At 47.1% G+C, this 22646-nt stretch carries 21 protein-coding genes; 10 read left to right on the forward strand and 11 right to left on the reverse strand.

Annotated elements, in window-relative coordinates; all coding sequences use genetic code 11:
* Nucleotides 1–80 precede the first annotated feature (80 nt).
* From ahpF to FJ444_RS04690, 3 genes are all read left to right on the forward strand, one after another.
* A complete protein-coding gene (ahpF, locus tag FJ444_RS04680; RefSeq protein WP_140956763.1) occupies nucleotides 81–1667 on the forward strand; it encodes an alkyl hydroperoxide reductase subunit F in 1587 nt (528 codons plus the stop codon).
* Between the two features lie 184 nt (nucleotides 1668–1851).
* Nucleotides 1852–2370 carry a hypothetical protein gene (locus tag FJ444_RS04685; protein WP_140956764.1) on the forward strand — a complete coding sequence of 173 codons (519 nt, stop codon included), beginning with the start codon at nucleotides 1852–1854 and terminating at the stop codon, nucleotides 2368–2370.
* Nucleotides 2371–2380: 10 nt separating this feature from the next.
* A complete protein-coding gene (locus FJ444_RS04690; protein WP_140956765.1) occupies nucleotides 2381–3031 on the forward strand; it encodes a hypothetical protein in 651 nt (216 codons plus the stop codon).
* Here FJ444_RS04690 and FJ444_RS04695 read toward each other — a convergent pair.
* Both FJ444_RS04695 and FJ444_RS04700 read right to left on the reverse strand, forming a co-directional pair.
* Nucleotides 3009–4388: an O-antigen ligase gene (locus FJ444_RS04695; RefSeq protein WP_140956766.1), complete on the reverse strand. Its 1380-nt coding sequence runs from the start codon at nucleotides 4386–4388 to the stop codon at nucleotides 3009–3011. The genes FJ444_RS04690 and FJ444_RS04695 overlap by 23 nt on opposite strands.
* 134 nt (nucleotides 4389–4522) lie before the next feature.
* Nucleotides 4523–4738 carry a hypothetical protein gene (locus FJ444_RS04700; RefSeq protein WP_140956767.1) on the reverse strand — a complete coding sequence of 72 codons (216 nt, stop codon included), beginning with the start codon at nucleotides 4736–4738 and terminating at the stop codon, nucleotides 4523–4525.
* A 343-nt stretch (nucleotides 4739–5081) separates the two neighbouring features.
* Here FJ444_RS04700 and FJ444_RS04705 point away from each other — a divergent pair, with 343 nt between their 5' ends.
* Both FJ444_RS04705 and secD read left to right on the forward strand, forming a co-directional pair.
* Nucleotides 5082–5471 (forward strand): hypothetical protein, encoded by a 390-nt coding sequence (locus FJ444_RS04705; RefSeq protein ID WP_140956768.1) that lies wholly within the window; start codon nucleotides 5082–5084, stop codon nucleotides 5469–5471.
* Between the two features lie 66 nt (nucleotides 5472–5537).
* Nucleotides 5538–8048, forward strand: a complete 2511-nt coding sequence (gene secD, locus FJ444_RS04710; RefSeq protein WP_140956769.1) for a protein translocase subunit SecD — start codon at nucleotides 5538–5540, stop codon at nucleotides 8046–8048.
* A 125-nt stretch (nucleotides 8049–8173) separates the two neighbouring features.
* Here the strand turns inward: secD and FJ444_RS04715 are convergent, their stop codons facing one another.
* From FJ444_RS04715 to trxC, 5 genes are all read right to left on the reverse strand, one after another.
* The gene (locus FJ444_RS04715) at nucleotides 8174–8425 is read right to left on the reverse strand and encodes a YdcH family protein (protein WP_140956770.1); all 252 of its coding nucleotides are present in this window, start codon (nucleotides 8423–8425) and stop codon (nucleotides 8174–8176) included.
* Nucleotides 8426–8541: 116 nt separating this feature from the next.
* On the reverse strand, nucleotides 8542–9009 hold the full coding sequence (locus FJ444_RS04720; RefSeq protein WP_140956771.1) for a hypothetical protein: 468 nt from the start codon (nucleotides 9007–9009) through the stop codon (nucleotides 8542–8544).
* A gap of 19 nt (nucleotides 9010–9028) precedes the next feature.
* Nucleotides 9029–11239, reverse strand: coding sequence for a YgiQ family radical SAM protein (locus FJ444_RS04725; protein WP_140956772.1), 2211 nt, complete (start codon nucleotides 11237–11239; stop codon nucleotides 9029–9031).
* Between the two features lie 167 nt (nucleotides 11240–11406).
* Entirely contained in the window at nucleotides 11407–11853 is a 447-nt protein-coding gene (locus FJ444_RS04730) for a hypothetical protein (RefSeq protein WP_140956773.1), read from the reverse strand.
* Nucleotides 11854–11970: 117 nt separating this feature from the next.
* Nucleotides 11971–12402, reverse strand: a complete 432-nt coding sequence (gene trxC, locus FJ444_RS04735) for a thioredoxin TrxC (RefSeq protein WP_140956774.1) — start codon at nucleotides 12400–12402, stop codon at nucleotides 11971–11973.
* Between the two features lie 74 nt (nucleotides 12403–12476).
* On the opposite strand from trxC, the gene FJ444_RS04740 reads away from it, so the two are divergent.
* Nucleotides 12477–12950, forward strand: a complete 474-nt coding sequence (locus FJ444_RS04740; RefSeq protein WP_140956775.1) for an EVE domain-containing protein — start codon at nucleotides 12477–12479, stop codon at nucleotides 12948–12950.
* A 28-nt stretch (nucleotides 12951–12978) separates the two neighbouring features.
* Here the strand turns inward: FJ444_RS04740 and dgcA are convergent, their stop codons facing one another.
* The 4 genes from dgcA to FJ444_RS04760 all read right to left on the reverse strand — a co-directional run bounded on the left by dgcA (nucleotide 12979) and on the right by FJ444_RS04760 (nucleotide 16761).
* Nucleotides 12979–14031, reverse strand: a complete 1053-nt coding sequence (dgcA, locus tag FJ444_RS04745; RefSeq protein WP_140956776.1) for an N-acetyl-D-Glu racemase DgcA — start codon at nucleotides 14029–14031, stop codon at nucleotides 12979–12981.
* Nucleotides 14028–15026, reverse strand: coding sequence for an N-acetyltransferase DgcN (gene dgcN / locus FJ444_RS04750; RefSeq protein WP_140956777.1), 999 nt, complete (start codon nucleotides 15024–15026; stop codon nucleotides 14028–14030). Before dgcN ends, dgcA begins: the two co-directional genes overlap by 4 nt.
* 108 nt (nucleotides 15027–15134) lie before the next feature.
* Nucleotides 15135–16130 (reverse strand): adenosine deaminase, encoded by a 996-nt coding sequence (gene add / locus FJ444_RS04755; RefSeq protein ID WP_140956778.1) that lies wholly within the window; start codon nucleotides 16128–16130, stop codon nucleotides 15135–15137.
* A 187-nt stretch (nucleotides 16131–16317) separates the two neighbouring features.
* Nucleotides 16318–16761 (reverse strand): DUF3859 domain-containing protein, encoded by a 444-nt coding sequence (locus FJ444_RS04760; RefSeq protein WP_140956779.1) that lies wholly within the window; start codon nucleotides 16759–16761, stop codon nucleotides 16318–16320.
* 121 nt (nucleotides 16762–16882) lie between these two features.
* On the opposite strand from FJ444_RS04760, the gene FJ444_RS04765 reads away from it, so the two are divergent.
* The 4 genes from FJ444_RS04765 to FJ444_RS04780 all read left to right on the forward strand — a co-directional run bounded on the left by FJ444_RS04765 (nucleotide 16883) and on the right by FJ444_RS04780 (nucleotide 22645).
* Nucleotides 16883–17971, forward strand: a complete 1089-nt coding sequence (locus FJ444_RS04765) for a hypothetical protein (protein ID WP_140956780.1) — start codon at nucleotides 16883–16885, stop codon at nucleotides 17969–17971.
* Between the two features lie 25 nt (nucleotides 17972–17996).
* Nucleotides 17997–19295 (forward strand): DUF445 domain-containing protein, encoded by a 1299-nt coding sequence (locus FJ444_RS04770; protein WP_140956781.1) that lies wholly within the window; start codon nucleotides 17997–17999, stop codon nucleotides 19293–19295.
* 226 nt (nucleotides 19296–19521) lie between these two features.
* Nucleotides 19522–20721 (forward strand): efflux RND transporter periplasmic adaptor subunit, encoded by a 1200-nt coding sequence (locus FJ444_RS04775; RefSeq protein WP_140956782.1) that lies wholly within the window; start codon nucleotides 19522–19524, stop codon nucleotides 20719–20721.
* Entirely contained in the window at nucleotides 20711–22645 is a 1935-nt protein-coding gene (locus FJ444_RS04780) for an ABC transporter permease (protein WP_181405082.1), read from the forward strand. The genes FJ444_RS04775 and FJ444_RS04780 overlap by 11 nt, the downstream gene beginning before the upstream one ends.
* Nucleotide 22646 lies beyond the last annotated feature (1 nt).

Here is a 22646-nt window from a genome sequence, read left to right on the forward strand (position 1 = left end):
ACAGACCCACTACCAACTAGTTAGTCCGTGCGGGCGTACTGCCCGCACATTCCAAGTTTCCAGTTAAGGCAGAAGTTATTATGTTAACGCAAGATATTTTAAATGCATTGAAAGGTTATGCTGCGAACATGCAGAAAACCGTCACCTTTGTGCTTCAAACAGGTGAGCACAGCAAGCGTGAAGAACTGAAGAAGTTTCTGTCTGACGTGGCAGGGATAAGCGACAAAATCCAGTTGGAAGAACGAGATACAAATGGCGTTTTACGCAGTTCTGTCAGCTTCTTACTTGAAGCCGATAGTGAAGATACCGGTATTCGTTTTTCCGGGATCCCTGGCGGGCACGAATTTAACTCATTCGTTCTGGCCATGCTGCACGCGTCAGGCACACCGCTGAAAATTGACGATAGCGTTAAAGGTATCGTGAAAGGTGTGAAAGAAGCATTGAATTTTGAAGTGTTTATTAGTTTGAGTTGTCACAACTGCCCGGACGTTGTTCAGGCACTGAACCAATTTGCGCTGCTAAACCCCAATATTACTGCCGAAATGATTGACGGTGGCTTATATCAGTCTCTGGTAAAAGAGCGCGACATTCAGGGCGTTCCCAGTGTGTACCTTAATGGCGAATTGTTTGCCAATGGTAAAGTAGATGCGTCTACCCTGATTGATAAGCTGCTGGAGCGTGATCCATCGTTGAAACAGGCCAATGCTGGCCAGAGTTTACCGTTGCAGGATGTAACCGTTATTGGTGGTGGTCCAGCGGGTGTCAGTGCTGCCATTTACAGTGCGCGGAAAGGGTTAAAAGTAACGGTGATTGCCGACCGTTTTGGTGGACAGGTAAAAGATACCATGGGCATTGAAAACCTGATTTCAGTGCCGAAAACGACCGGACCTCAATTAGTGGGCAATCTTGCTGAACACATGAAAGACTATGAAATCACGCTTAAAGAGCACGTACGCGTGGAGTCTGTTGAGAAAGGTAATATTAAAACGTTGACGTTGTCTTCTGGCGAACAGATTAAAACCAAAACGATTATTGTTGCAACGGGGGCGCGCTGGAGAGAGCTTGGCGTCCCTGGCGAAAAAGAGAATATCGGTAATGGTGTAGCCTATTGCCCGCACTGTGACGGTCCGTTCTTTAAAGGCAAAGACGTAGCAGTAATTGGTGGCGGAAACTCCGGTATTGAAGCTGCGCTTGATTTAGCTGGCATAGTTAAATCAGTGACGGTATTTGAATTTATGCCAACGCTGAAAGCCGATCAGGTACTGATTAATCAGGCTGAGAAGCGCGATAACGTAACCATTATCAAAAATGCTGCTACCAAACAAATTGTGGCACAAAATGGCAAAGTTACCGCTATTGAATACCAGGACCGCAAAACCAATGAAGTACATTCATTGCCATTGGCTGGTGTGTTTGTTCAGATTGGCCTGGTTCCAAACAGTCAGTTTATGAAAGGCGTAGTAGAACTGACTCAGCACGGTGAAATTGTTGTAGACAGTAAGTGTAAAACGTCTGAACCAGGCATATTTGCCGCCGGTGACGTTTCCACTGTACCGTACAAGCAAATTGTTATTTCAATGGGCGAGGGCGCTAAGGCTTCTCTGTCTGCCTTTGAATACCTGCTGGCACATGAAGTGGAAGACGAATCCGAGACCAAGGCAGCGTAAAAATTTGCTATCACTATCTCTAAAACCCGGCGAGCGCCGGGTTTTTTTATTTGTAGCCAGCTTGCACATTTACAGGTTGATTTTTGTGCGGTAAGTTGGGTTAATGACAAAAGGATCTGTGCAGAAAAACAATTGGATGTTTGAATTTTTAAAGCGTGCTCTGCCAATATCATTAGCAGTGTCAATGTTAACTACATTGACTTACATGACATTCTTTCCCTGTTATTATCTGGCAGTGGAAATTCCCGCTTCGTACATGTCTTCCTCGACCGCGTCTACAACCAGCACATGTTTAGCTGAGACACTAGACGATTTTATTGGTGAGCTAACTTCTCGCGAAACTAACCGGTACCTGCTATTTCTCGCTAAAGATGACTACCTGAATGATTCGGATAATGTTGCTCTGATTGCTAATGATCTGAGCAGCCGGTTAAATATTACTCATACTGATACAAGTACACGTGTGCATTTTAGGATTACCAAGAGCCCATTTTGGGAAAAAGAATTGCCCAAATTACTATTTCACGTGTATGCAGTTCACCCTGAGCTCACCGTTGAGTACCTCAGTAACTTGCAGTCCTGGCAAACCGATTACTTCGTACTAAGCGTATTATTTTTAACGGTGTTACTTACTTGCTGTTTATTGGTGAGTCTGATTGATAATTACTACCCAAGGGTGAGTAAACAGCATGCTCACTGCTAAGTATTCAATTGTGATTTTACTTCTTTGCTGTATGTTTGTTTCCGGGCAAAGACTGCATAATGCTTACAGGGAGTATGAGTCCTCTGAACTCTTTAATTCAGTCGACGCCGAGGGAAGCGATAAACAAGCGGCGTTAAATGCAATTAATTTGCTGGAATACCAAGATATTTTTGGGCACCCCATGGTGGTGAATAAATATCTGTTGGGTTATTACTATTACACATTGTTATTTGATGAAAGTGATACACAACAATTGGCATTCTATTTTCAGAATGCTTATATGCTGTTTTCGCAAACAATCAAACAAGAACCCACTAATGCTAAAGCCTTGGCCAATTTGGCCTTGCTTACCTGGCTTAACACCCAATCCCTGGACGAAATTTTGCCCTATGTTAAACAAGCACATCAGTTTGGCAAATATAACTTCCGGGTTCATGTAAAACTTAGTCAACTGGCGGAATGGATTGTTGAGTCTCAACAACCTATTGCCCATTTACCTTCTCTTCAGGAGATACTTGGACATCATCTCAGATTTGGTTTAGAGGATCGCAGAAGCAAACAAGCCGTGCTAGATATCATCAACCTTAACCAAAGCAATAAAGAAGCAATCTGTCAGTGGTTAACTACCACCGACGCACTTAAACAGGCTCGGTGTGATTAACAGTAGGATTTAATTCATTGTTAAGGAGGTTATGCGCAATGCAGGCCAATGCTAACAATAGAATGAAAAACGAAGAATTTGCCGGTGCCACAAGCGGGAAGTCTACCGACATATGCATTAGCATACCGACAACCGCCATTAGCGCGGCGGCGGCTGTCCCCGCAAGCCGTCTGTCTTTAGCTTTACTCAGCGTTTTTATGCTGATCGCACAAATGAAGCACAGCAGTAGTCCCAGTAAGAGAGTAACAGGCAGACCATATTCCAAACTGAATTCCAGATAGTCATTATGAGCGTGATCGTAGTTGGCATTAACATTATTGCTTTGAAAACTGGCAAACACTGTTTCATAACTACCGGCCCCAGTGCCAGTAACAGGGAATTCTTTAATGATATCTACGGTATCAAATACTACTTCATCGCGCGACTCAGTTGCCAAACTGGTCGCTTCCAGTCTGTCTCTTACCTTTTCAAGTCCAAACCAACTGCTCACTACAAAGATATCTATCAGAAACATACTTAATACCAGCAGTTTAAATCCGCCTGGAACCTGTTTGCCAATAAACATGTATAAAACAGAAACGATAAATAAACTGGCAAAAAACGCCGTATTTCCCATTCGTGAATGCGACATCACTAACGCAATAACCATAATGGTTAGACATAATCGAATGGCTGATTTAGGCGAAATCATGGTTTGGAGAGTTGAAGCGATGACATCTCGTTGAGGAAATGCCTTTCTTTGTGTCAGGGTGGCGATAAAATAGCCAAGCCCTGCAGACAAACAGAGAAACAAAAAATTAGCAAAGTGGTTATGGTAAACAAACGTGCCATTGGCTCTGTGACCATTTTCCATGTTCATAAATAAACTGAAATCCTGACCGGATAGTATTTCAAAAGCACCGTAAAAACCATTGAGCGTGCCAGTGACAACCATAAATACTAAGCAAGAAATCAATCTTTGGGGTGATGTGATAATTGCCAATGCCAGAATGAAAACACACAAATAGCTAAGTGCTTTCAACAGTGCATCTATAGTTGCCTGGAAATCCAGACTGATTGAGGCAAATGACGTAGCAGTATTATCGAATATGCTCTCAAATCCTGGCGACAGTACGGCTAACAACGAAACTGGAAGTGGCATGAGTTGAAAAGCCATCCAAATCACGGTGCCAGATAAAATACCTATGGGAATGCGATGTTTGCTAATTACGCCTAACAGATAATCACTGTGCAGAAGAAAATACACCAACAACAAACTAAAAATGAAAAATTGTTCGGCGTGCCAGGCAATAGGACGGTTACTGCCCAAAGGTAATGGGAGTATAAACAGGTAAAAGTAAAAAAGACCTAAAAACAATCCTGAATGACAATCTTTTATCTTGTTGATAAAAGTATGAGGCAACAACACAAACACCTCTGGCAATATATTCTGTGAAGTTAAAAAGCACTTCGGCTGTGAAGTGCCTTTTAAAAGACATTAATTTGCTAAATTTAGTTTCGCGACGTGTTTTGACACTGACTGGAGTTATTACTGCCGTCACAAGTAGCACCGCTGCCTTTACCATTACCATTGTTAAACGCGGTAAAGCGATCGCTTAACAAAGATGAAGTGGTAGCAGCGTTTGCAGACAATGCCGAAATACTGAACAAAATACTGGCCGTGATACCCAAAACAGAAACTAAAGCAGCTAATTTTTTCTTGAACATAATCTTACTCCATGATTAACGGGAGGGGAAAGCAGAATAAAGCCTCTTTCTGGCTATAAATTAACCGGCCGGAAGCACGAGATCAACTTATATTGTCAAAATTTTGTCATTTACTGTCATTTTGTTGTCAGCCGCGCAATGCCGAAAACAATGATGTCAGGTAAATTGGTAGACTAATGCGTTAATTCATTGGGTTTTAGTGTTCTGGATTTAACAATGTAATTTTAATTTTAGTAATTAAAACAATTGGGTATGTTGTTTTTTGCGATTCCCCCATTGTATTACATATCAATAATCGCCATAGTAGACGTGTAATTAGCCACAACAAGCGCCTTTAATTCTCATGCTAACCCCTCACACAGCAACAAATACTGAATCGCATCGACTCAACTCGATGTGGGTATGGTTGTGTTGTGTATTGGTGTTTGTTGCACTGAGTGGGGTGTCTCGTTCTGCAGTGTCTGCTTCAGACCCGTCGATACTCCTGAGTGAACAACCTGGTGTAGTGGTAGGGCAACGAGATGCTGCTTTATTTGCCCGTGAACTTTCATCTGGTATCCAGAGCCAGCAATCCGCAGGTGGTAACGATACGGGCATATTACCCGGGACAGGTAGTAAGCTATCCTCGAACTGGTATATATCGGGTATCGTGTCAAGTTTGTGGCAACAAACACCGCGCTTTGCTAATGCCGCCTTTTCTTTGCCACTAACCCGGGCACCCCCAATCCTGTAGTCAAAACAGTCAGTTAACTTTGTTGGCTATGCCAACGCTAATTTTTTTGATTTACAAGGATTTCCCATGAAAGTTTCTCACTCACGGGGCGTGTTGTACGTACTCGTGATCCTCATTGGTTTGCTAAGTGCAATGCCAAACATTTTACCTGCCAATTCGTTACAGCGTTTACCCCAATGGTTGGCGTCGAATCAATTATCACTAGGCCTGGATTTACAGGGTGGCTCGCACTTATTGTTAGGTGCTGATACCAAGCCACTGATAGAGAAAACACTGCAGGATACCAAAGAAGCGTTGTCACGCGAGTTGCGTGAACAAGGCATTCGGTATCAGTCTCAACCTATAAACAACGGCGTAATTTCCTTAACGCTTACAGGGCCAGAAAGTGATGTTAGCCGTGCAAAAAACATTGCCTCTGGATTGGTAAGAGGCAACAACGGTGTAAAGCAATTTTCAATAGAAAACAACAATAAACTGCTCACACTTACCATTACCGAAGAGTACAAAACCACACTGGCAAGTGAGGCCATTGAGCAGAGTCTGGAAGTGGTGCGTCGCCGCTTAAATGAATCTGGCCTGGTGGAGCCTAGTATTACTCGTCAGGGCAATGATGGTGTGCTGGTGCAAATGCCAGGCGTATCTGATCCTTCCAGAATTCGGGAGTTATTAGGTACCACAGCACAAATGCGTTTTCACTGGGTAGTCGATAATGCTTCGTCTGGAAATACGGTGTTATTGCCAGATGCGCAAGGCACACAGCACTATCGGGTGCAAAAACAAGCCGCAATGGACGGAGAGCACATTAAAGATGCACAGCTAGGTTTTGATCCCAATACCAACGAACCTGTGGTGACATTTAAACTGGACAACACCGGTAGCCGTATATTTGCCGATATGACAAAAAGCCACATTGGTACGCCGCTGGCTATCGTACTCGACAGTAAAGTACTGACTGCTCCTGTGATCCGTTCGGTTATTGCCGGCGGTGCGGGTGAAATCAGCGGTAGCTTTACACCTGCTGAAGCCAAAGATCTGGCGTTGTTGTTACGTGCTGGCGCACTGCCTGTACCATTAAACGTACTCGAAGAACGCACCGTTGGGCCGGACCTAGGCTCAGATGCCATCGAAATGGGTATTTCCACCGGACTTATTGGTGCAGCTCTGGTGTTTGCATTCATGATTGCATTGTACCGCCGTTGGGGTCTGATAGCTTGTACCAGTCTGGTTATAAACATTGGTCTTATCATTGGTTTACTCAGCGCGTTTGGCGCTACGCTTACGCTCCCCGGTATTGCGGGGATCATATTAACTATTGGTATGGCGGTAGATGCCAACATACTCATTAACGAACGTATCAAAGAGGAATCGGCTAAAGGCAAGGTTGCTGGTATGGCCATTCCCGCCGGTTTTGACAAGGCCTACGCGACAATTCTCGATTCCAGTTTTACCACATTGATTGCGGTGAGCTTGTTGTTCATGTTTGGCAGTGGGCCGGTTAAAGGTTTCGCTGTGACAATTGGTATTGGGATATTTACGTCTATGTTCACTGCAGTAGCCGTAACCAAACAAATGATGATGCTGGCAATGCGCAAGCGGGAAAGGGAGATATTATCGTTTTCTGGTGGAAACTGGTTGCGCCACACTCGCTTAACGCAGTTTAATTTCCTGAGAGGGCGGGTAATTGGGCTCGCTACCTCTGCCATCTTGTCATTGGGTTCAGTTGCATTGTTTGTCTATCCGGGATTGCAATATGGCGTGGATTTTACTGGCGGTACTTTGATTGAAATGCAGTCCTCTAAATTGTCGGTTGAACAGGTACGCGTTCAATTTACAGATCATCATATTGAAGGCGCCAGTATTCAGGAATTTGGTGAACCCGGTAATTACCTCATCCGTGTTAGTCAGCAGAGTGAAAGCGCCACGAGTTCGGTAGATCAGGTAAAGGCCGCTGTTACCGCAGCCGATGACATGGCTACTTTTCCCCGGGTTGATATGGTGGGGGCGAAAGTGAGCGGTGGATTTGCCGACGCATCTATTCTGGCGGTGCTCATTGCCGGTGGTGGTATATTGTTGTACCTGTGGGTGCGATTTGAACAACATTTTGCGTTGGCCGCTACCGCAACAATAATGCTGGATCTCACTAAAACGATTGGCTTTTTTGCTCTTACCGGGCTTGAATTCAATTTAACCGCTGTGGCAGCAATTCTAGCCCTGATTGGTTATTCAATTAACGACAAGGTAGTGGTGTTTGACCGCATTCGCGAAGGTTTCAGAGCCCGTCCGGACGCACCATTACTGGACGTACTAAACAGCAGTATTGGCGCTACATTAACCCGTACCGTTTTTACCTCGGCTACCACTTTTCTAGCCTTGTTACCGATGGGCATTGCCGGTGGCGCGACGGTAAGCAGTTTTGCGTTACCCATGCTATTTGGCATTGTTATAGGAACCAGTTCGTCGGTGTTTATTGCTTCTCCCATTTTGTATTATTTGGGACGTCGCAGAGAACAGAAGGGGTTGCCACAACTGAAACCAACGGCAGAAGAAATTCAGGCCTCTCTGGCGCACATTCCATAGCCATTTCCGGTATTCAGGCTGGGAGCAATATCAGCCTGAAATGTCGACTCTGCGTTTGAACGTACAAAAATAGACGGGTTATGCAAAGGCATAACCCGTCTTCTTTATGCTGCTAAACAGAACCGTTACAGTGCAGATTCTGCTTCACGAATAAAGCAATATAAATCGTCCTTTAACTGTACGCGTTCATTTTTCATATCATTGAGTACATCATCGGTGGTTGGCTGACCGCTTTCTTCTATTTTGCGGATATCTGAATCCAGATCGTTATAGCGGTCGAACAACTTGGCAAAATGACGGTCGTTCATTTTTAAGTGGCGAATAGTGTGCTGGTGATCAGGGAATTCGTGAACCAGATCGTGTTTTTCAATATTCATAACTGCTTTCTCAATAGTCACAGTGGTTATTCACTGTAGACATTGTAAAAAGCTGCATAAATGAATGCCTTGATTCAAATCATATTACACAACAACTCTGTGAAAATGCGTATTGCTCAGGCAACCACACGTGGTTGTTCAACCAGATAACCACATTCAGCCAGCCAGTTGAATCCTTCCTCCTCAGTATAGAAATGGCGAATAACATGGCTGTTATCCCGCTCATCCATCATACGGTTTAACTGATAGCTTTTAAGCGCATCTTCGCGGTAAATGCGAACGGAGTGAGTCATTTTATTTCGTACTGCCCACTTCAGCATGTCGTTAACAGGTGCTTCGCAATCGGGAGTAGACAATACCCAGTCGTCGAAAAATACAATATGAGCCCAGGACGATTGGTAAATATATTGCGCCGAGCGTTTAAATTCTTCTATGAACTGAAGGGCGGTTGTTGCGTTCCAACAGCCGTAACAATGGATCACCATCACCTGATTATCCAAACGAATGGAATACTTGCCGAATACCATAACATGCCCCACGTAAACGCCTGACTTCAGTGTAGTCAGGCTTTTACGCGGTGCCATTAATCAAAAGGCTAATTTATTAACGTGATTCGTTGCGTTTACCTTTGTTTGGGCGAGTTGAGCCAGACGAATTCTGGGTTGGTCTGTTTTTAACGGGGCGGTTGGTTTTGCCAAATCCGGTATGTTTGGTCATGGCCCTTTCACCACCGCGAGCTTTGGGTGCACGCTGACGCTTTTCATCCGCGCTTTCCGGTGGAACCAAATGCTGAGGGCCTCGTCCAATGAGATCTTCCCGGCCCATCTTGATCAGTGCCTGGCGAATCTGCGCAAAGTTTTTCGGATCGTGATAACGAAGCATAGCCTTGTGTAAACGGCGATGAATTTCGCCTTTTGCTGAGGTTACCGTTTCGCTGTCTTTAGACACTTTGCGCAGGCTGTTTACTTCGGTGTGATATAAGGTAGTGGCCGTCGCCATAGGCGAAGGATAGAAATTCTGTACCTGATCAAGCTTAAATCGGTTCTCTTTCAGCCAAATTGCCAGTGCCAGCATGTCTTCGTCGCTGGTACCCGGGTGTGAAGCAATAAAATACGGGATCAGGTATTGTTGTTTACCGGCTTCCTCGGAATATTTATCAAACAGCTCTTTAAACCGATAGTATGTGCCCATGCCTGGCTTCATCATTTTGCTTAGCGGGCCATCTTCGGTATGTTCCGGTGCAATTTTAAGGTAGCCGCCAACGTGGTGGAGTGCCAGTTCTTTAACGTACTCCGGGTCCTCAATGGCTAGGTCGTAGCGTACGCCTGAGGCAATCAGGATTTTCTTGATGCCGGGTAATTCACGCGCCCGGCGATACAGGTTGATTGTAGGTGTGTGATCAGTATCCATGTGCGCACAAATACTGGGGTACACACAAGACGGGCGACGGCAGGTCGCTTCTGCTTTAGGGCTTTTACAGCGCAGACGGTACATGTTAGCCGTAGGGCCGCCTAAGTCTGAAATTACGCCGGTAAATCCGGGTACTGTATCGCGGATCTGTTCAATTTCACGAATAATTGAGTCTTCAGAACGACTTTGAATAATGCGCCCTTCGTGTTCGGTAATCGAACAGAATGTACATCCGCCGAAACACCCTCGCATAATATTAATGGAGAAGCGGATCATGTCATACGCGGGGATTTTTGCCTTGCCATATGCTGGGTGCGGCACACGCTGATAAGGCAAATCGAAAACCGCGTCCATTTCTTCAGTTTCCAGCGGCATGGCCGGTGGATTTATCCAGATATGGCGGTCGCCATGGCGCTGCAACAGAGCGCGCGCGCAGCCTGGATTGGTTTCCTGATGCAAAATGCGGTTTGCATGGGCGTACAATATCTTGTTGTCCCGCACCACTTCGAATGCAGGTAACTTCACGTACACATTTTCCCAGGGTTTGCGGCGTTCCGCCGGTTGTATCACTATGGGTTTAGCTTCAACGGCGGTTTCCGCATCCGGTTTGTTTTCGTTATTGCCGTCGCAATCCGGTTCCATAATGTAAGGACTGGGTATTGGATCGATTTTCCCCGGACGATCCAATGACGTTGAATCCACACCCTGCCACTCGGGCAAAGCTTGTTTTACGATAATGGCGGTGCCGCGTACATCAGTGATATCCGCAATGTTTTCACCTGCGGCCAACCGATGGGTTACCTCAATCAACGGACGTTCGGCATTACCAAACATCAGCAGATCAGCCTTGGCATCAAATAAAACAGAACGGCGTACTTTTTCCGACCAGTAGTCGTAATGGGCAATCCTGCGTAAGCTGGCTTCAATACCACCAATAATAATGGGTACGTCTTTGTAAGCTTCCCGACACCGCTGAGAATACACGGTTACTGCGCGATCAGGGCGTTTCCCGCCTTCGTTGTTCGGCGTATAGGCATCGTCGTGACGAAGCTTTTTATCGGCAGTGTAACGGTTGATCATAGAGTCCATGTTGCCCGCGGTAACACCGTAATACAGGTTTGGCTTACCCAGCTTCATGAAATCGTTTTTATTGGTCCAATCTGGTTGCGCAATAATACCAACGCGGAAACCGTGGGCTTCTAACAGGCGGCCGATAATAGCCATGCCAAAACTGGGGTGATCAACATAGGCATCGCCGGTGACCAGAATAATGTCGCAGCTGTCCCACCCAAGCTCGTCCATTTCTGCACGTGACATAGGTAAAAACGGCGCACTGCCGTAACAATGTGCCCAGTATTTGGGGTAAGAAAACAGGCCGCGCTCAGCCTTAATAGTTGCTTGCATGGTATCGTCAGGAAAGTGAAAACCTCGCTAGTATAGCAAAGGCTGCGCTGGGGATATAGCGTTGTGGAAGGATGTATTTTTGTGGCGGCAATAAATGACATCGAGTCCGGAAATACATCGCAGAACCGGCAGGAGTTTGCCGGTTCTGCATCACACAGTTGTGAGCATCAGGCTACGGTGTTAATGCCAATACTACCGGCTAATTTTTCCAGTAACGACTGCTGCGGGGATTGTGCCGACTCTACTGCCTGATAAGTTTGAGTGGCAACGGAGTTGCTACCTTCAGCACCTTCAGTATTATGTTGACGCTGTTGAAATGCGTCGTGTTTTTTCTGTAAAAACGCTGTCAAATCAATATCATTTTCTTGCGCATACTGTTGAAGCGAGGCGGGCGCCATCGAGGCAGCCTGTTCGGCATTGAAGGTGCCAGATTGCTCCATTGCCATTATGTCCTGCATAAAGCTTTTAACCGCTTCGTCATCGCGGCTTTCGCTCATGTATGCTGATAGTTCGTCCTGGGCAGGTGGTTTTGGCGGTGGTGGCGGTTTTATCTGATTACTTGCCATTGTTTGTTCGGTTTGAAATACCGATGATGTGGCAGATTGAATATCCATGTTGGTCTCCTAACGTGAAAGCCGCACCAACGGGAGCGGCACACATAACAGACTGCAACGTATATTCCGGACTATGTCAGTAAAGTGTAAAGTGGGTGGCGCCCCATTTAAACAGGTTTAAATAACCTGTTGCACCCATTGTGTCAGCGCCTGTTGAGGCATGGCCCCGGCCTGGCGAGCGGTCTCTTTGCCATGTTTAAAACACAGCAAACTGGGAATACTGCGAATTTGATATTGCTGGCTTACACCCGGGTTGGCCTGAGTATCTACTTTGGCAAATATGGCCCTGCCTTGCAGATTGGCTGCCACGGCATGAAACGTGGGCGCCATCATTTTGCACGGACCGCACCAGTCGGCCCAAAAATCCACAATAACAGGTACTTCACTTTTCTGTATAAAGCGCTGAAAGGTTGCATCGGTTAAATTAATGGGCGCCGAAGGGAGTAAGGCTGACTTGCATTTACCGCAAGTTGGGGAATCCTGTAGTTTAGCTTCCGGGCTGCGATTTAAAGCCTGACAAGACGGACAAACCAAGTGAACAGAAGACATAGTTAATACCTAATTCATACATTCTGTTGTATATATGGGGTAATATTGGCCGCAATCAAGTGATGGAATGAAACATGAATTACTGGCTATTTAAATCGGAACCCGATGTATTTGGCATCGACCATTTGGCAAAGCGGCCCAACCAAACCGAACCCTGGGATGGTGTGCGAAATTATCAGGCGCGAAATTTTCTGCGCGATGAGATAAAAGCCGGCGATTTGCTGTTTTTTTATCATTCAAGTTGCAAAGTGGTAGGCATTGCGGGTATTGCTGAAGTGGTGAAAGACGGGTATCCGGATGCGTCACAATTTAATCCGGAGTCCAACTATTTCGACCCTAAATCCAATCCAGAGTCACCGCGCTGGATAAGTGTAGATGTCAAATTTCGCAAGAAATTTAAACATGTGCTGAGTTTGCAGGAAATCAAGTCCAATCCAGCTATTACGGAGCTGGGCATAGTGAAAAAAGGGCACCGGCTGTCGATTATGCCGGTGACTGAAAAAGAATGGTCGCTATTGTTAGAGATGGCAGGCGAAAACCTGGGTTAACCCTTGAAGGTGACCCTTTAAGGGGTACCTATAGCGTTTCCTCTTCATGGAGTGCCTGCCAGCGCTTAGCTAGGAATTGTTGGCCGTATTGACCAGGTAAGCCCCACAAAAATGGTGATGGCTGTTGCATACGGCCATTATCAAATGCAAATCCATCGTCTCGATCCTTGGCAACCAGCAACGGGCCGTCCAAATCTACAAACTGTACCGATTCACACAGGCAAAACGCCGGAGCCATTGCCAGCGATGACCCTACCATACAGCCAACCATCACTTGCATATTCGCATCTTTGGCCTTTTTGAGGGTGCGGATCCCTTCGGTAAGACCGCCGGTTTTATCCAGTTTAATATTGACTGCCTGGTAATATTTGGCCAGGGTGTCGATGTTTTCACTGGTGTGACAGGATTCATCGGCACACAGCAAAATATCCGGGTTCAAGCCTGCAAGGGATGCATCTTCTGTGTCGGGTACTGGTTGCTCAATAAGCGCGACGTTTAATGCTTTCAGTTCGGGTAGCCATTCGTTTAATTGTGACGGGCTCCAGCCCTCATTTGCATCTACTATCAGGCGGCTCTTGGGTGATGCCTGGCTGATAGCTGCCAATCGCTCCAGTACGAGTTCATTGTCGAGCTTTATTTTAATTAACGGTGCTTGTTTTAATTCCAGCGCTTGCCTGGCCATATTGTCTGGTGTGTCAATGCTCAGGGTTTGGGCGGTATAACAACGTTTAACTTCCGGCACACCGGCTAACGCATACACAGATTTACCCGTTTGCTTGGCTCGTAAATCCCATAGCGCAGCATCCAGCGCATTGCGCGCTGAACCTGCTGGTAGTAAAGCCAGTAACTCGTTGGTGTCTTTGATATCCGCGATATCGGATTTAACGCTCTCTAGTTGCGCCAATACACTGCTAATGCTCTCTTTGTAGCGTGCATAAGGCACCGATTCCCCCCAACCAAAATAGTGGCCATCGGTAATAATAACAGTAACGACATCGGCCTGGGTTTTTGCACCACGGGAAATACGAAATTCCCGGGCCAGTGGAAACGATTCAGAGAACGCGACAAAGCGTAAACTCATACTAATAACTCCAATAGCGGCTGCACGCCATGACGAATTGGATCAACACAAGGTAAACCCAACTCTTGCGTAACCGTAGCGCAATAATCCAATGATTCCTGCTCGGATACCGCTGAGGTATTCACCGATACGCCAATCACACGTACATTGGGATTGGTCACTTTGGCGCAAACCAAATTCATATCGATAACCTGTTGAAGGCTGGGTAGAGGGCGGCCGGGTATTCCGCGCATGTGTTCGCGCTTTAACGCGTGGCATATCACCAGTGCATCGGGCTGTGCACCATGTAAAAGTCCCAGGCTCACACCGGCAAAAGCAGGGTGATACAGTGAACCCTGGCCTTCAACCAGATCCCAGTGATCTTCGTCATTTGCAGGACACAATGCTTCAACGGCACCCGCAATAAAGTCAGACACTACACAATCAACTGCAACGCCAGCTCCCGCCACTAAAATACCGCTTTGCCCCGTAGCCCGGAATGTTGCTTTCATGCCAGCTGCTTGCATGGCCTTAGCCAGACTCAGTGTTGTGTACATCTTTCCCACTGAACAATCGGTGCCAACGGTTAACAGGCGTTTGCCCGCGCGCGGGTTGCCTTTACCGGTTTTAAACTTGGTAGTTGGGTGGCGAATATCAATCAGTCGGCGTCCCAAAGCCTGGGCCTTTTCTGCGATTTCCGGAATGTCGGCAACTTTGTCGTGCAAACCGTTAATTATATCAAGACCCGCGTCAAGGGCTTCCAGAATGGGCTTCACCAGGTGTGCATCCAACACACCGCCGCTGTTTGCAAAACCCAACACAAAGGCTTTTGCACCTTTACTAACACCTTCTTGTATTGATAACCGGGGGTGCCCGGTGCTCACTTCACAACCGGGTAACGCAAACTCGCCAACGCACTTTTCCGGGCTCCAGTCGGCTGCACTCTTCGCCATTTTAATACTCAGCGGATCGGTGGCATCGCCAATAAACAACAAATACGGAGACGGTAAACTCATGAAAACTCCAACGCTATATCAATACGGGTTAATCAAATGTGGCTTACACTAATACCAGCTTTTATTTAACGCCAGTGTTATTCCACATCAATAATTTATGCCATTTTGTTACTGATATGCGTCCAGTTTCGCCAAATAGGCAGCTTTGTCGATGTCGGGTAACCAGGTTACATTAAAGGCGTTAGCCATCAGGGTTTTAAGCTCTGATTGGGTAAAGTCACCTTCCTGCTGTAACGCTATCAGGTTTTCGTTCATATAGGCCCGGAAATAGGCAGGATCGTCTGAGTTAATTGTAGCCAGCATGCCTTTGTCCAGCATGGTGCGAATTTCTTTAGCGGTTAAGGACTGTACTACGAACTGGTTAGACACCGGACACACAGTCAGTCCGAGCTTTTTCTCCACTATTAGTGCGCACAGCTCTTCTGACTCCAGTGAATTTACACCGTGATCGATTCGGTCAACACCAATGTCTTCAATTACCTGGCGAATGTGCTCTAAGGTATTTTTCTGATTCACATCGCAGTGCATCGTTAGTTTCAGGCCCCATTGTTTGGCCAGCGCAAATACGTCTTTAAACTTCATTGGAGGGTTGTTGAATTCGTCGGAATCCAGTCCAACACCTATTAGCCAGTCAAGGTAGGGTTTAGCCATGTGCAGGTGTTCCATGGCGGATTCTGCTGACATATCGCGCAAAAAACACATAATTAACTGGCTTCGAATGCCCAATTGCTGCTCTGCATCAACCTGGGCTTTGCGAATGCCGGTGATCACGGTTTCAAACGCCACACCACGAGTAGTGTGGCCTTGTGGGTCAAAAAATATTTCAGCGTACACTACATTTTGGGCTGCGGCTTTTTCCAGATAGTCCCAGGTGAGTTTGTAGAAATCAGACTCATCCACAAGGACACTCATACCGGCGTAATAAATAGTTAAAAACGAGGGCAAATCATGAAAATCATAGGCCGCAATCAGGGCCTCGGGGCTGTCGAAAGGTAGTTCAATCCCGTTCTTTTCTGCTAACGCAAAACTGAGTTCTGGCTCCAGGGTGCCTTCAATGTGAACATGAAGTTCTGCTTTGGGCATACCTTCAATAAATGCCTGCATAAACGACTTCCTTTTATTATTAGTCTGGGTAAGCTTTTGTAAGGTGTAGCAAGCTTTGTTCCCTCAATAAGTAACGGCTATGCAGTTGAATTTTATACGATATATAAAGTTACCTTTGGAATGGCATTGGTGAAGTGATTCATTTCGGTGCAGCATTGCCCGCTTTACTGGCAGGCAAACACAGCTATTAGCGGCGCAGTTTGGGTTTACCCCTTTGCCAGAATTGTGCGCCGTCGTAGGGTAAATCGTCTTCCACGGTAAAGGTTTTGTCAGCAATGAGTTTGCCGTCCAGTTCCAGTGTCATACGCCAGTCGCCAACTTTGTTTTCTAGCGGCTCCCACAGCGTATCACCAAGGTAAAAGTCCCAATTGTTTGAGCGTACATATTCCTCGCCATCAAAGGGGGGCATGGGGATGCCATCCTCATCCGGGATATCCGGGTGATAGATGCAATAGCGTACTTTGCTGTTTTTGGCGCGTTTGATGTTAACAATAAAACCAAATTCTATATCCAGTTCCAGCGGGACCTGATAGGTAAAGGTTTTAATTTTAGGCAGGGCTTTGTCGTCGGCGTCCCACTTTGAGTGGATACCATAAGTAACAATGTCTACAAGGGGTTTGGGTTTAGCCATGTACAGTATAAATTCGATGCTGATAATTTGTATTACAATAACGATACTATAACAGAGATACGTTCTCATCGCTGCCAGAGTGTGGCACAGTATCGAAATTATCGTTTAAAGTTCAAAATATATGTCCGTAAATAGAAGTAAGCCCAGCAAACGGCAGTCAACCGTTCGTAACGTCTTGTTTAGCCTGATTGCTTTAACTACTGGGAATGCACAAGCCGCGGTTACGTCCACCGTTTTGGACGAAAAAGCGGGCTTTCAGGCGGTAACCTGGACAAACAACACCGTGTTGGTATCTGGTACACACGGCAGTGCGTACCTCTCAACAAACAACGGCAAGCAGTTCACTAAACTCAGCCTGCCGCCCGACACTGAGGCATTGCAATTTCGCGACAATCAATGGTTTCGCGATGGCAGTATAGTGTTGATGAGCGCGGGAGAGGGCGCGCAGTCCAGGCTTTATTATTTAGCGGCAAATGACGAAAAAATACAAAGCGCTAACTGGCAATTAGTGAAGCAGGGTGAGCATGAGCATGTATTTTTTGACTGCATGGCGTTTACTGAGCAGGGTGAGGGCTGGCTTTATGGTGATTCGGATAAGCAAGGTTTGTATATCTTACATACTCACAATAGCGGTAAGGACTGGACGCGCCAGGTGATGCCAGTTACCGCGCAGGCATCGGAAGGGGGCTTTGCGTCCAGCGGAACCTGTGTGGCGGCAATGGGGGATTGGGTTGCTATCGGCACAGGAAACAGCCTGCAACCAGGGTTGTTACTTAAACAACAGAATCAACCCTGGCAGCGATTCGCTGCGTTATTCGAAGGCGGCGAAGCGGCGGGTATTTTTAGTATTCAGCTCAGTCACAATACGCTGTATGCCTTTGGGGGGAGCCTGAAACACCAACAAGCTGCCGCTGCATTTAAGTTCGATACTAATAAAGCTGAATGGCAGGCATTGCCCACCCCGGCGTTAAACGGGGCGATTTATGGTTCAGCATTGTATTTCCATAGCCAAAATGACTCGCTGCCTGGTGTATTGATCAGCAATCCGCAGGGGGTATATTTGCTTTCCTCAGGCAGTACGCGCTGGCAAAATATCAGCAACAGCAACATATGGAGCCTGGCTTGTAAAACCGGGGCCGGATGTATTGGTGTGGGGAAAAGCGGTGTGGTTGAATACTATTCACCTGAAAGCTTGTCTGCTGCGCGTTAATGTAAAACGAAAAGCATAACTGCTAATGATGGATGTTAATAAAGCCAAGCAGCTTTCACGTGCCAAACGTCAGGCAACAGCCTGTCTGTTGGTTGCTGCCTGCGTGTTTATAGCGATTACCGTAACGCAAACATTATTGCCTGACGTTGGTGGGCAATGGTGGCTCCAATTGATCAAGATGATCAGTGAGGCCGCGCTGGTGGGCGGGTTGGCAGACTGGTTTGCTGTTAGTGCGTTGTTCAGGCCGATCCCGTCATCGCATCCGATTCCGCATACCAATATTGTGGCTAATAATCAGACGGTTATTGCACAGAATCTTGCTGAATTTGTTAAAGACAAATTTTTCCACAAGGATGCCATTGAATCGCTGGTTTCAGGTAGTCATCCAGCTAAGGCCGTAGGCAACTGGTTACAACACTCCGCTAACGCTGAGCGTCTGGCGAAGTACATTAACGACAGCCTGGCTGGCCTGCTGCATGTTATCGACGATAAACCTATTAAAGCTGCGTTACATAAAGGCGTTCACAATGCACTGAGTCATATTGAACTGGCTTCTATTGTGGCGGGTAGCATGAAAGTGCTAACCAAAGATGGCCGTCATCAGCGGTTACTGAATAAAGTGATAAACAAGTTGTCTGAGTCGCTTCAACAGGAACCCACCCAACAATTTATTGCCGACAAGCTTACTGATTGGCTAAAAACAGAGCATCGCAGGCTGGAGAAAATACTCCCGTCAGGCTGGCTCAGTGAGCAGGGAGCCAGTATTGCGGTGAGTGCACTGTCGCATATTCTGGCCGATATTAATCGGGACCCAAACCATCCGATTCGGGTGGAATTAAATACCCAGCTCGACAAACTCATTGGCGATCTTGAACACAATGAAGATGCGAAGCAAAAACTGAATGATTTCCGGGACCGCCTCATACACAGCGACACATTAGCACAATACCTCAATGGTATTGTTGCCGACATCAAGCTTTGGTTGGCCAATGATATTGCCTCTGAAAACGGGCATATACGAGTGCGATTAGGGCGCTGGTTGCAAACCATGGGTGAAAAATTAACTCAGGACACACAGCTACAACAAGCAGTAGATCATCATATTGGCGTTGCAGCCCGTTATGCTGCACCAGAAATGGCGGCGTTTCTGGCCGGTCACATTCGCAAAACGATTGAAAGTTGGGATGCTGCGCAGCTATCGCAGCAAATTGAACTGAACATAGGCAAAGACCTGCAAAAGGTACGTATTAACGGCACCATTGTGGGTGGTCTTATAGGAGGCCTGTTGTTCGGTATTGAGCAACTTATTCATTTCCTCGCTTAAGCGTTTCATTGCGCTAAACGTGTTCGTTATTCCATGTAATCTCACTATTTCTCATATCAACCCGGTGCCATTTGTTCCGCCGGTGGAGCAGTTTTGTAAACTCAGTGTAAAGATAGGTTAAGGCGCTTGAATTGTATGATTTATCACGTATCAATATCGCCCATAAATGGTGAGTAAAGCCATATAACAGCGTATTACCAGATAAGAATACAAGGGCAAATTACCCATGCTAAAAGGAACCGGTTCGTTAATTAACATTGCAGTGGGACTGATCATTGTATGTGCCTCGGCGTTCGCGTTGTCCCGTATGTATGCACCTGACGCCATCAGTGAAGCGCAGCTATTGGCACCGGTGCAGCGCGGCGATATAGAAACCACCATCGTTGCCACCGGGCAACTTGAGCCCAAGCGATACGTTGAAGTTGGCGCACAGGTTTCCGGCCAGGTAGATGCCATTTATGTTGAAGAAGGTAACGTGGTTACCGAAGGACAGTTGTTAGTGGATATTGATGCCACCGTATTTCGTACTCAGGTGCAAAAAACAGAGGCGAATCTGGACAACAAGCGCGCACAGCTTGAGCAGTTAAAAGCAGAGAGAGAGCTGGCAATACTGCGAGCCAAACGCAACGAGCGCCTGCATGCGCAGGATGCCGTGAGTGAAGACGAAGTGTATGCCAGTCAAACTAATGTGCGTGTGCTCGACTCTAAAATCAGTGCTTCGATTGCGCAAATTAAAGCCGATGAAGCCTCACTGGAAGGTGACAGAGCAACACTGGGCTTTGCTAAAATCTATGCGCCAATCGCCGGAACCGTTGCTACCATAAAAGTGCGTCAGGGGCAGACCCTGAACGCCAATCAGAATGCGCCCACGTTATTGCAAATCTCTGATCTGAATACCATGACCGTAAGAGCGGAAGTATCAGAAGCTGACGTAGGTAAGTTGTATCCGGGTATGCCGGTGTACTTTACCACGCTGGGTGATACTAAAACCCGCTATCACTCAGTTGTTCGCCAGGTATTGCCAACCCCCAATGTGGTGAACGACGTGGTGCTTTATCAGGTGCTCATTGATATTGAAAACAACAATGGCGCGTTGATGGATGCCATGACTACTCAAGTGTTTTTTGTACTTGAGCGCAAAGCCAACACCTTATTGGTGCCGCTTGCTGCGCTTAAGGGGCCGCCGCATCATCCGTTTGTATTGGTGGCAACGGCGCAGGGCAATGAGCCTCGTCAGGTTAAAGTAGGGATTAAAAACCGTACTGTGACAGAAATACTCGATGGCCTGAGTGAAGATGAGCAGGTGGTGGCAGGCGTGCGCGGTGCTACTGGACGAAGCCAACGCAGTCAACAGGACGGCCCACCTGGAATGCCACCTGGCATGCCTCCCGGTGCACCGGGCGGGGGACGCCGTGGTGGGTTCTAGTCCTCTCATCACACTGGATAATGTGAGCCGTAGTTACCAGTCTGAAGGCGCTGAAGTCACCGCACTCAAAGGCGTATCGCTCACTATTCACAAAGGCGAGTTTGTGGCGATCATGGGGCAGTCTGGCTCGGGTAAATCTACTCTGATGAATATTCTGGGGTGTCTGGATAAGCCTACTGCTGGGACGTATCGAATACATGGCCGGTCGGTGGCAGAACTGAACGACAATCAACTGGCGGCGCTACGACTCAAAACGTTTGGGTTTGTGTTCCAGCGTTATCAGTTGTTGTCTACGTTAACTGCGCAACAAAATGTGGCGTTACCTGCTATTTACAGCAATACCAGTGAAGCCGAGCGCAATACCAATGCTGCCCGGTTGCTGGGCAAGCTGGGGTTGGCTGATCGTATATTGCATCGGCCGGGAGAGCTTTCTGGCGGACAGCAGCAACGGGTATCGGTTGCACGGGCGCTCATCAATGGCGCAGAAGTGATTTTGGCCGACGAACCAACCGGTGCACTGGACTCTGCCAGTGGAGAGCAATTGCTGGCATTGCTGACTTCGTTACACAGGGAGGGGGTGACCATTATTTTAATCACCCACGATCCTGCGGTAGCAGAACACGCTCAGCGACAGGTTAAATTACTGGACGGCGAGATTGTGGAAGATACCGGCGTTCACCCGGGCGAACCTTTTTTAGTTGAACGCGATTCACCTGTTGTAGCGGAATTTCCCAGTATTTCAACGGGCGCAGCGCTTAGCATGGCGTTTTCATCGTTGCGACTAAACTGGTTCAGAACCCTACTTACTTTACTTGGGATCATCATCGGCGTAGCGGCAGTGGTTACCATGATGGCTATCGGAGAGGGCGGTAAACAGGACGTGCTTAAACGCATAGAAGCGATTGGGACAAACCTGATTTCTATTCGACCTGGTGGTGGCAATATTCGCAGTTCGGGTGACATTGCCTCACTCACCCTCGACGATGCCAATGCACTCGAGCAAATAGACGGGGCGTTGTACGTGGCACCAGAGCGCAGCAGCCGGGCAACCATTCGCTACACCGATAACGACTTTTCTGGTCGAATAACGGGTACCACACCTGCGTATTTTTATGCCAAAGACTGGGAAATGTCTCAGGGCGTGTTTTTTACCAACGACGACGTAACGAGCTATGCACCAGTAGTGGTAATAGGCGATACCGTGGCGGAAACCTTGTTTGAAGATAAATATCGGGCAGTGGGTGAATACATACTGATGAAAAATGCGTTTTATCAGGTTATTGGCGTACTGAAATCCAAGGGCGCCAATGCTGGTGGCAGTGACATGGATGACGAAGTGCTCATTCCCATCACTACGGGGCGACTAAAGGTGTTTGGGCGACCTTATTTAAGCAGTATCACCATAAAAGCGGCCTCTACTGAGGCGGCTACCGCTATACAGGCACAAGCACTGGCCATTCTGACTGAACGACATGGTAAAGAAGATGTCATGGTGCGTACCACGGATTCACTGGTAGAAGCGGTTACCGAAACTCAAAATACCCTAACCTGGCTATTGGCATCGGTAGCCGGCATTTCGTTGTTTGTTGGCGGAATTGGGGTGATGAACATCATGCTGGTAAATGTATCTGAGCGAAAACGCGAAATTGGCCTGCGTATGGCAACGGGTGCCAAGCCTGGCGATATCTTAAAACAGTTTAATATTGAAGCCTGGGTGGTGTGCGTGCTGGGGGGCTTTGTGGGTATTTTATTGGGATATGCCGTGATATTTGCAATATCGCAGTTTTCCATTTCGGTGGCTTACACCTGGCTGCCTCCGGTACTGGCCTTTTTCACGTCACTGGTGGTAGGCGTGTTATTTGGCTTCGCTCCTGCGCACAAGGCTGCGCGACTAAACCCCATTGACGCGCTGGCAGAGGAGTAAA

This window comes from Aestuariibacter sp. GS-14, assembly GCF_006494365.1.
GTDB lineage: Bacteria > Pseudomonadota > Gammaproteobacteria > Enterobacterales > Alteromonadaceae > Alteromonas > Alteromonas mangrovi.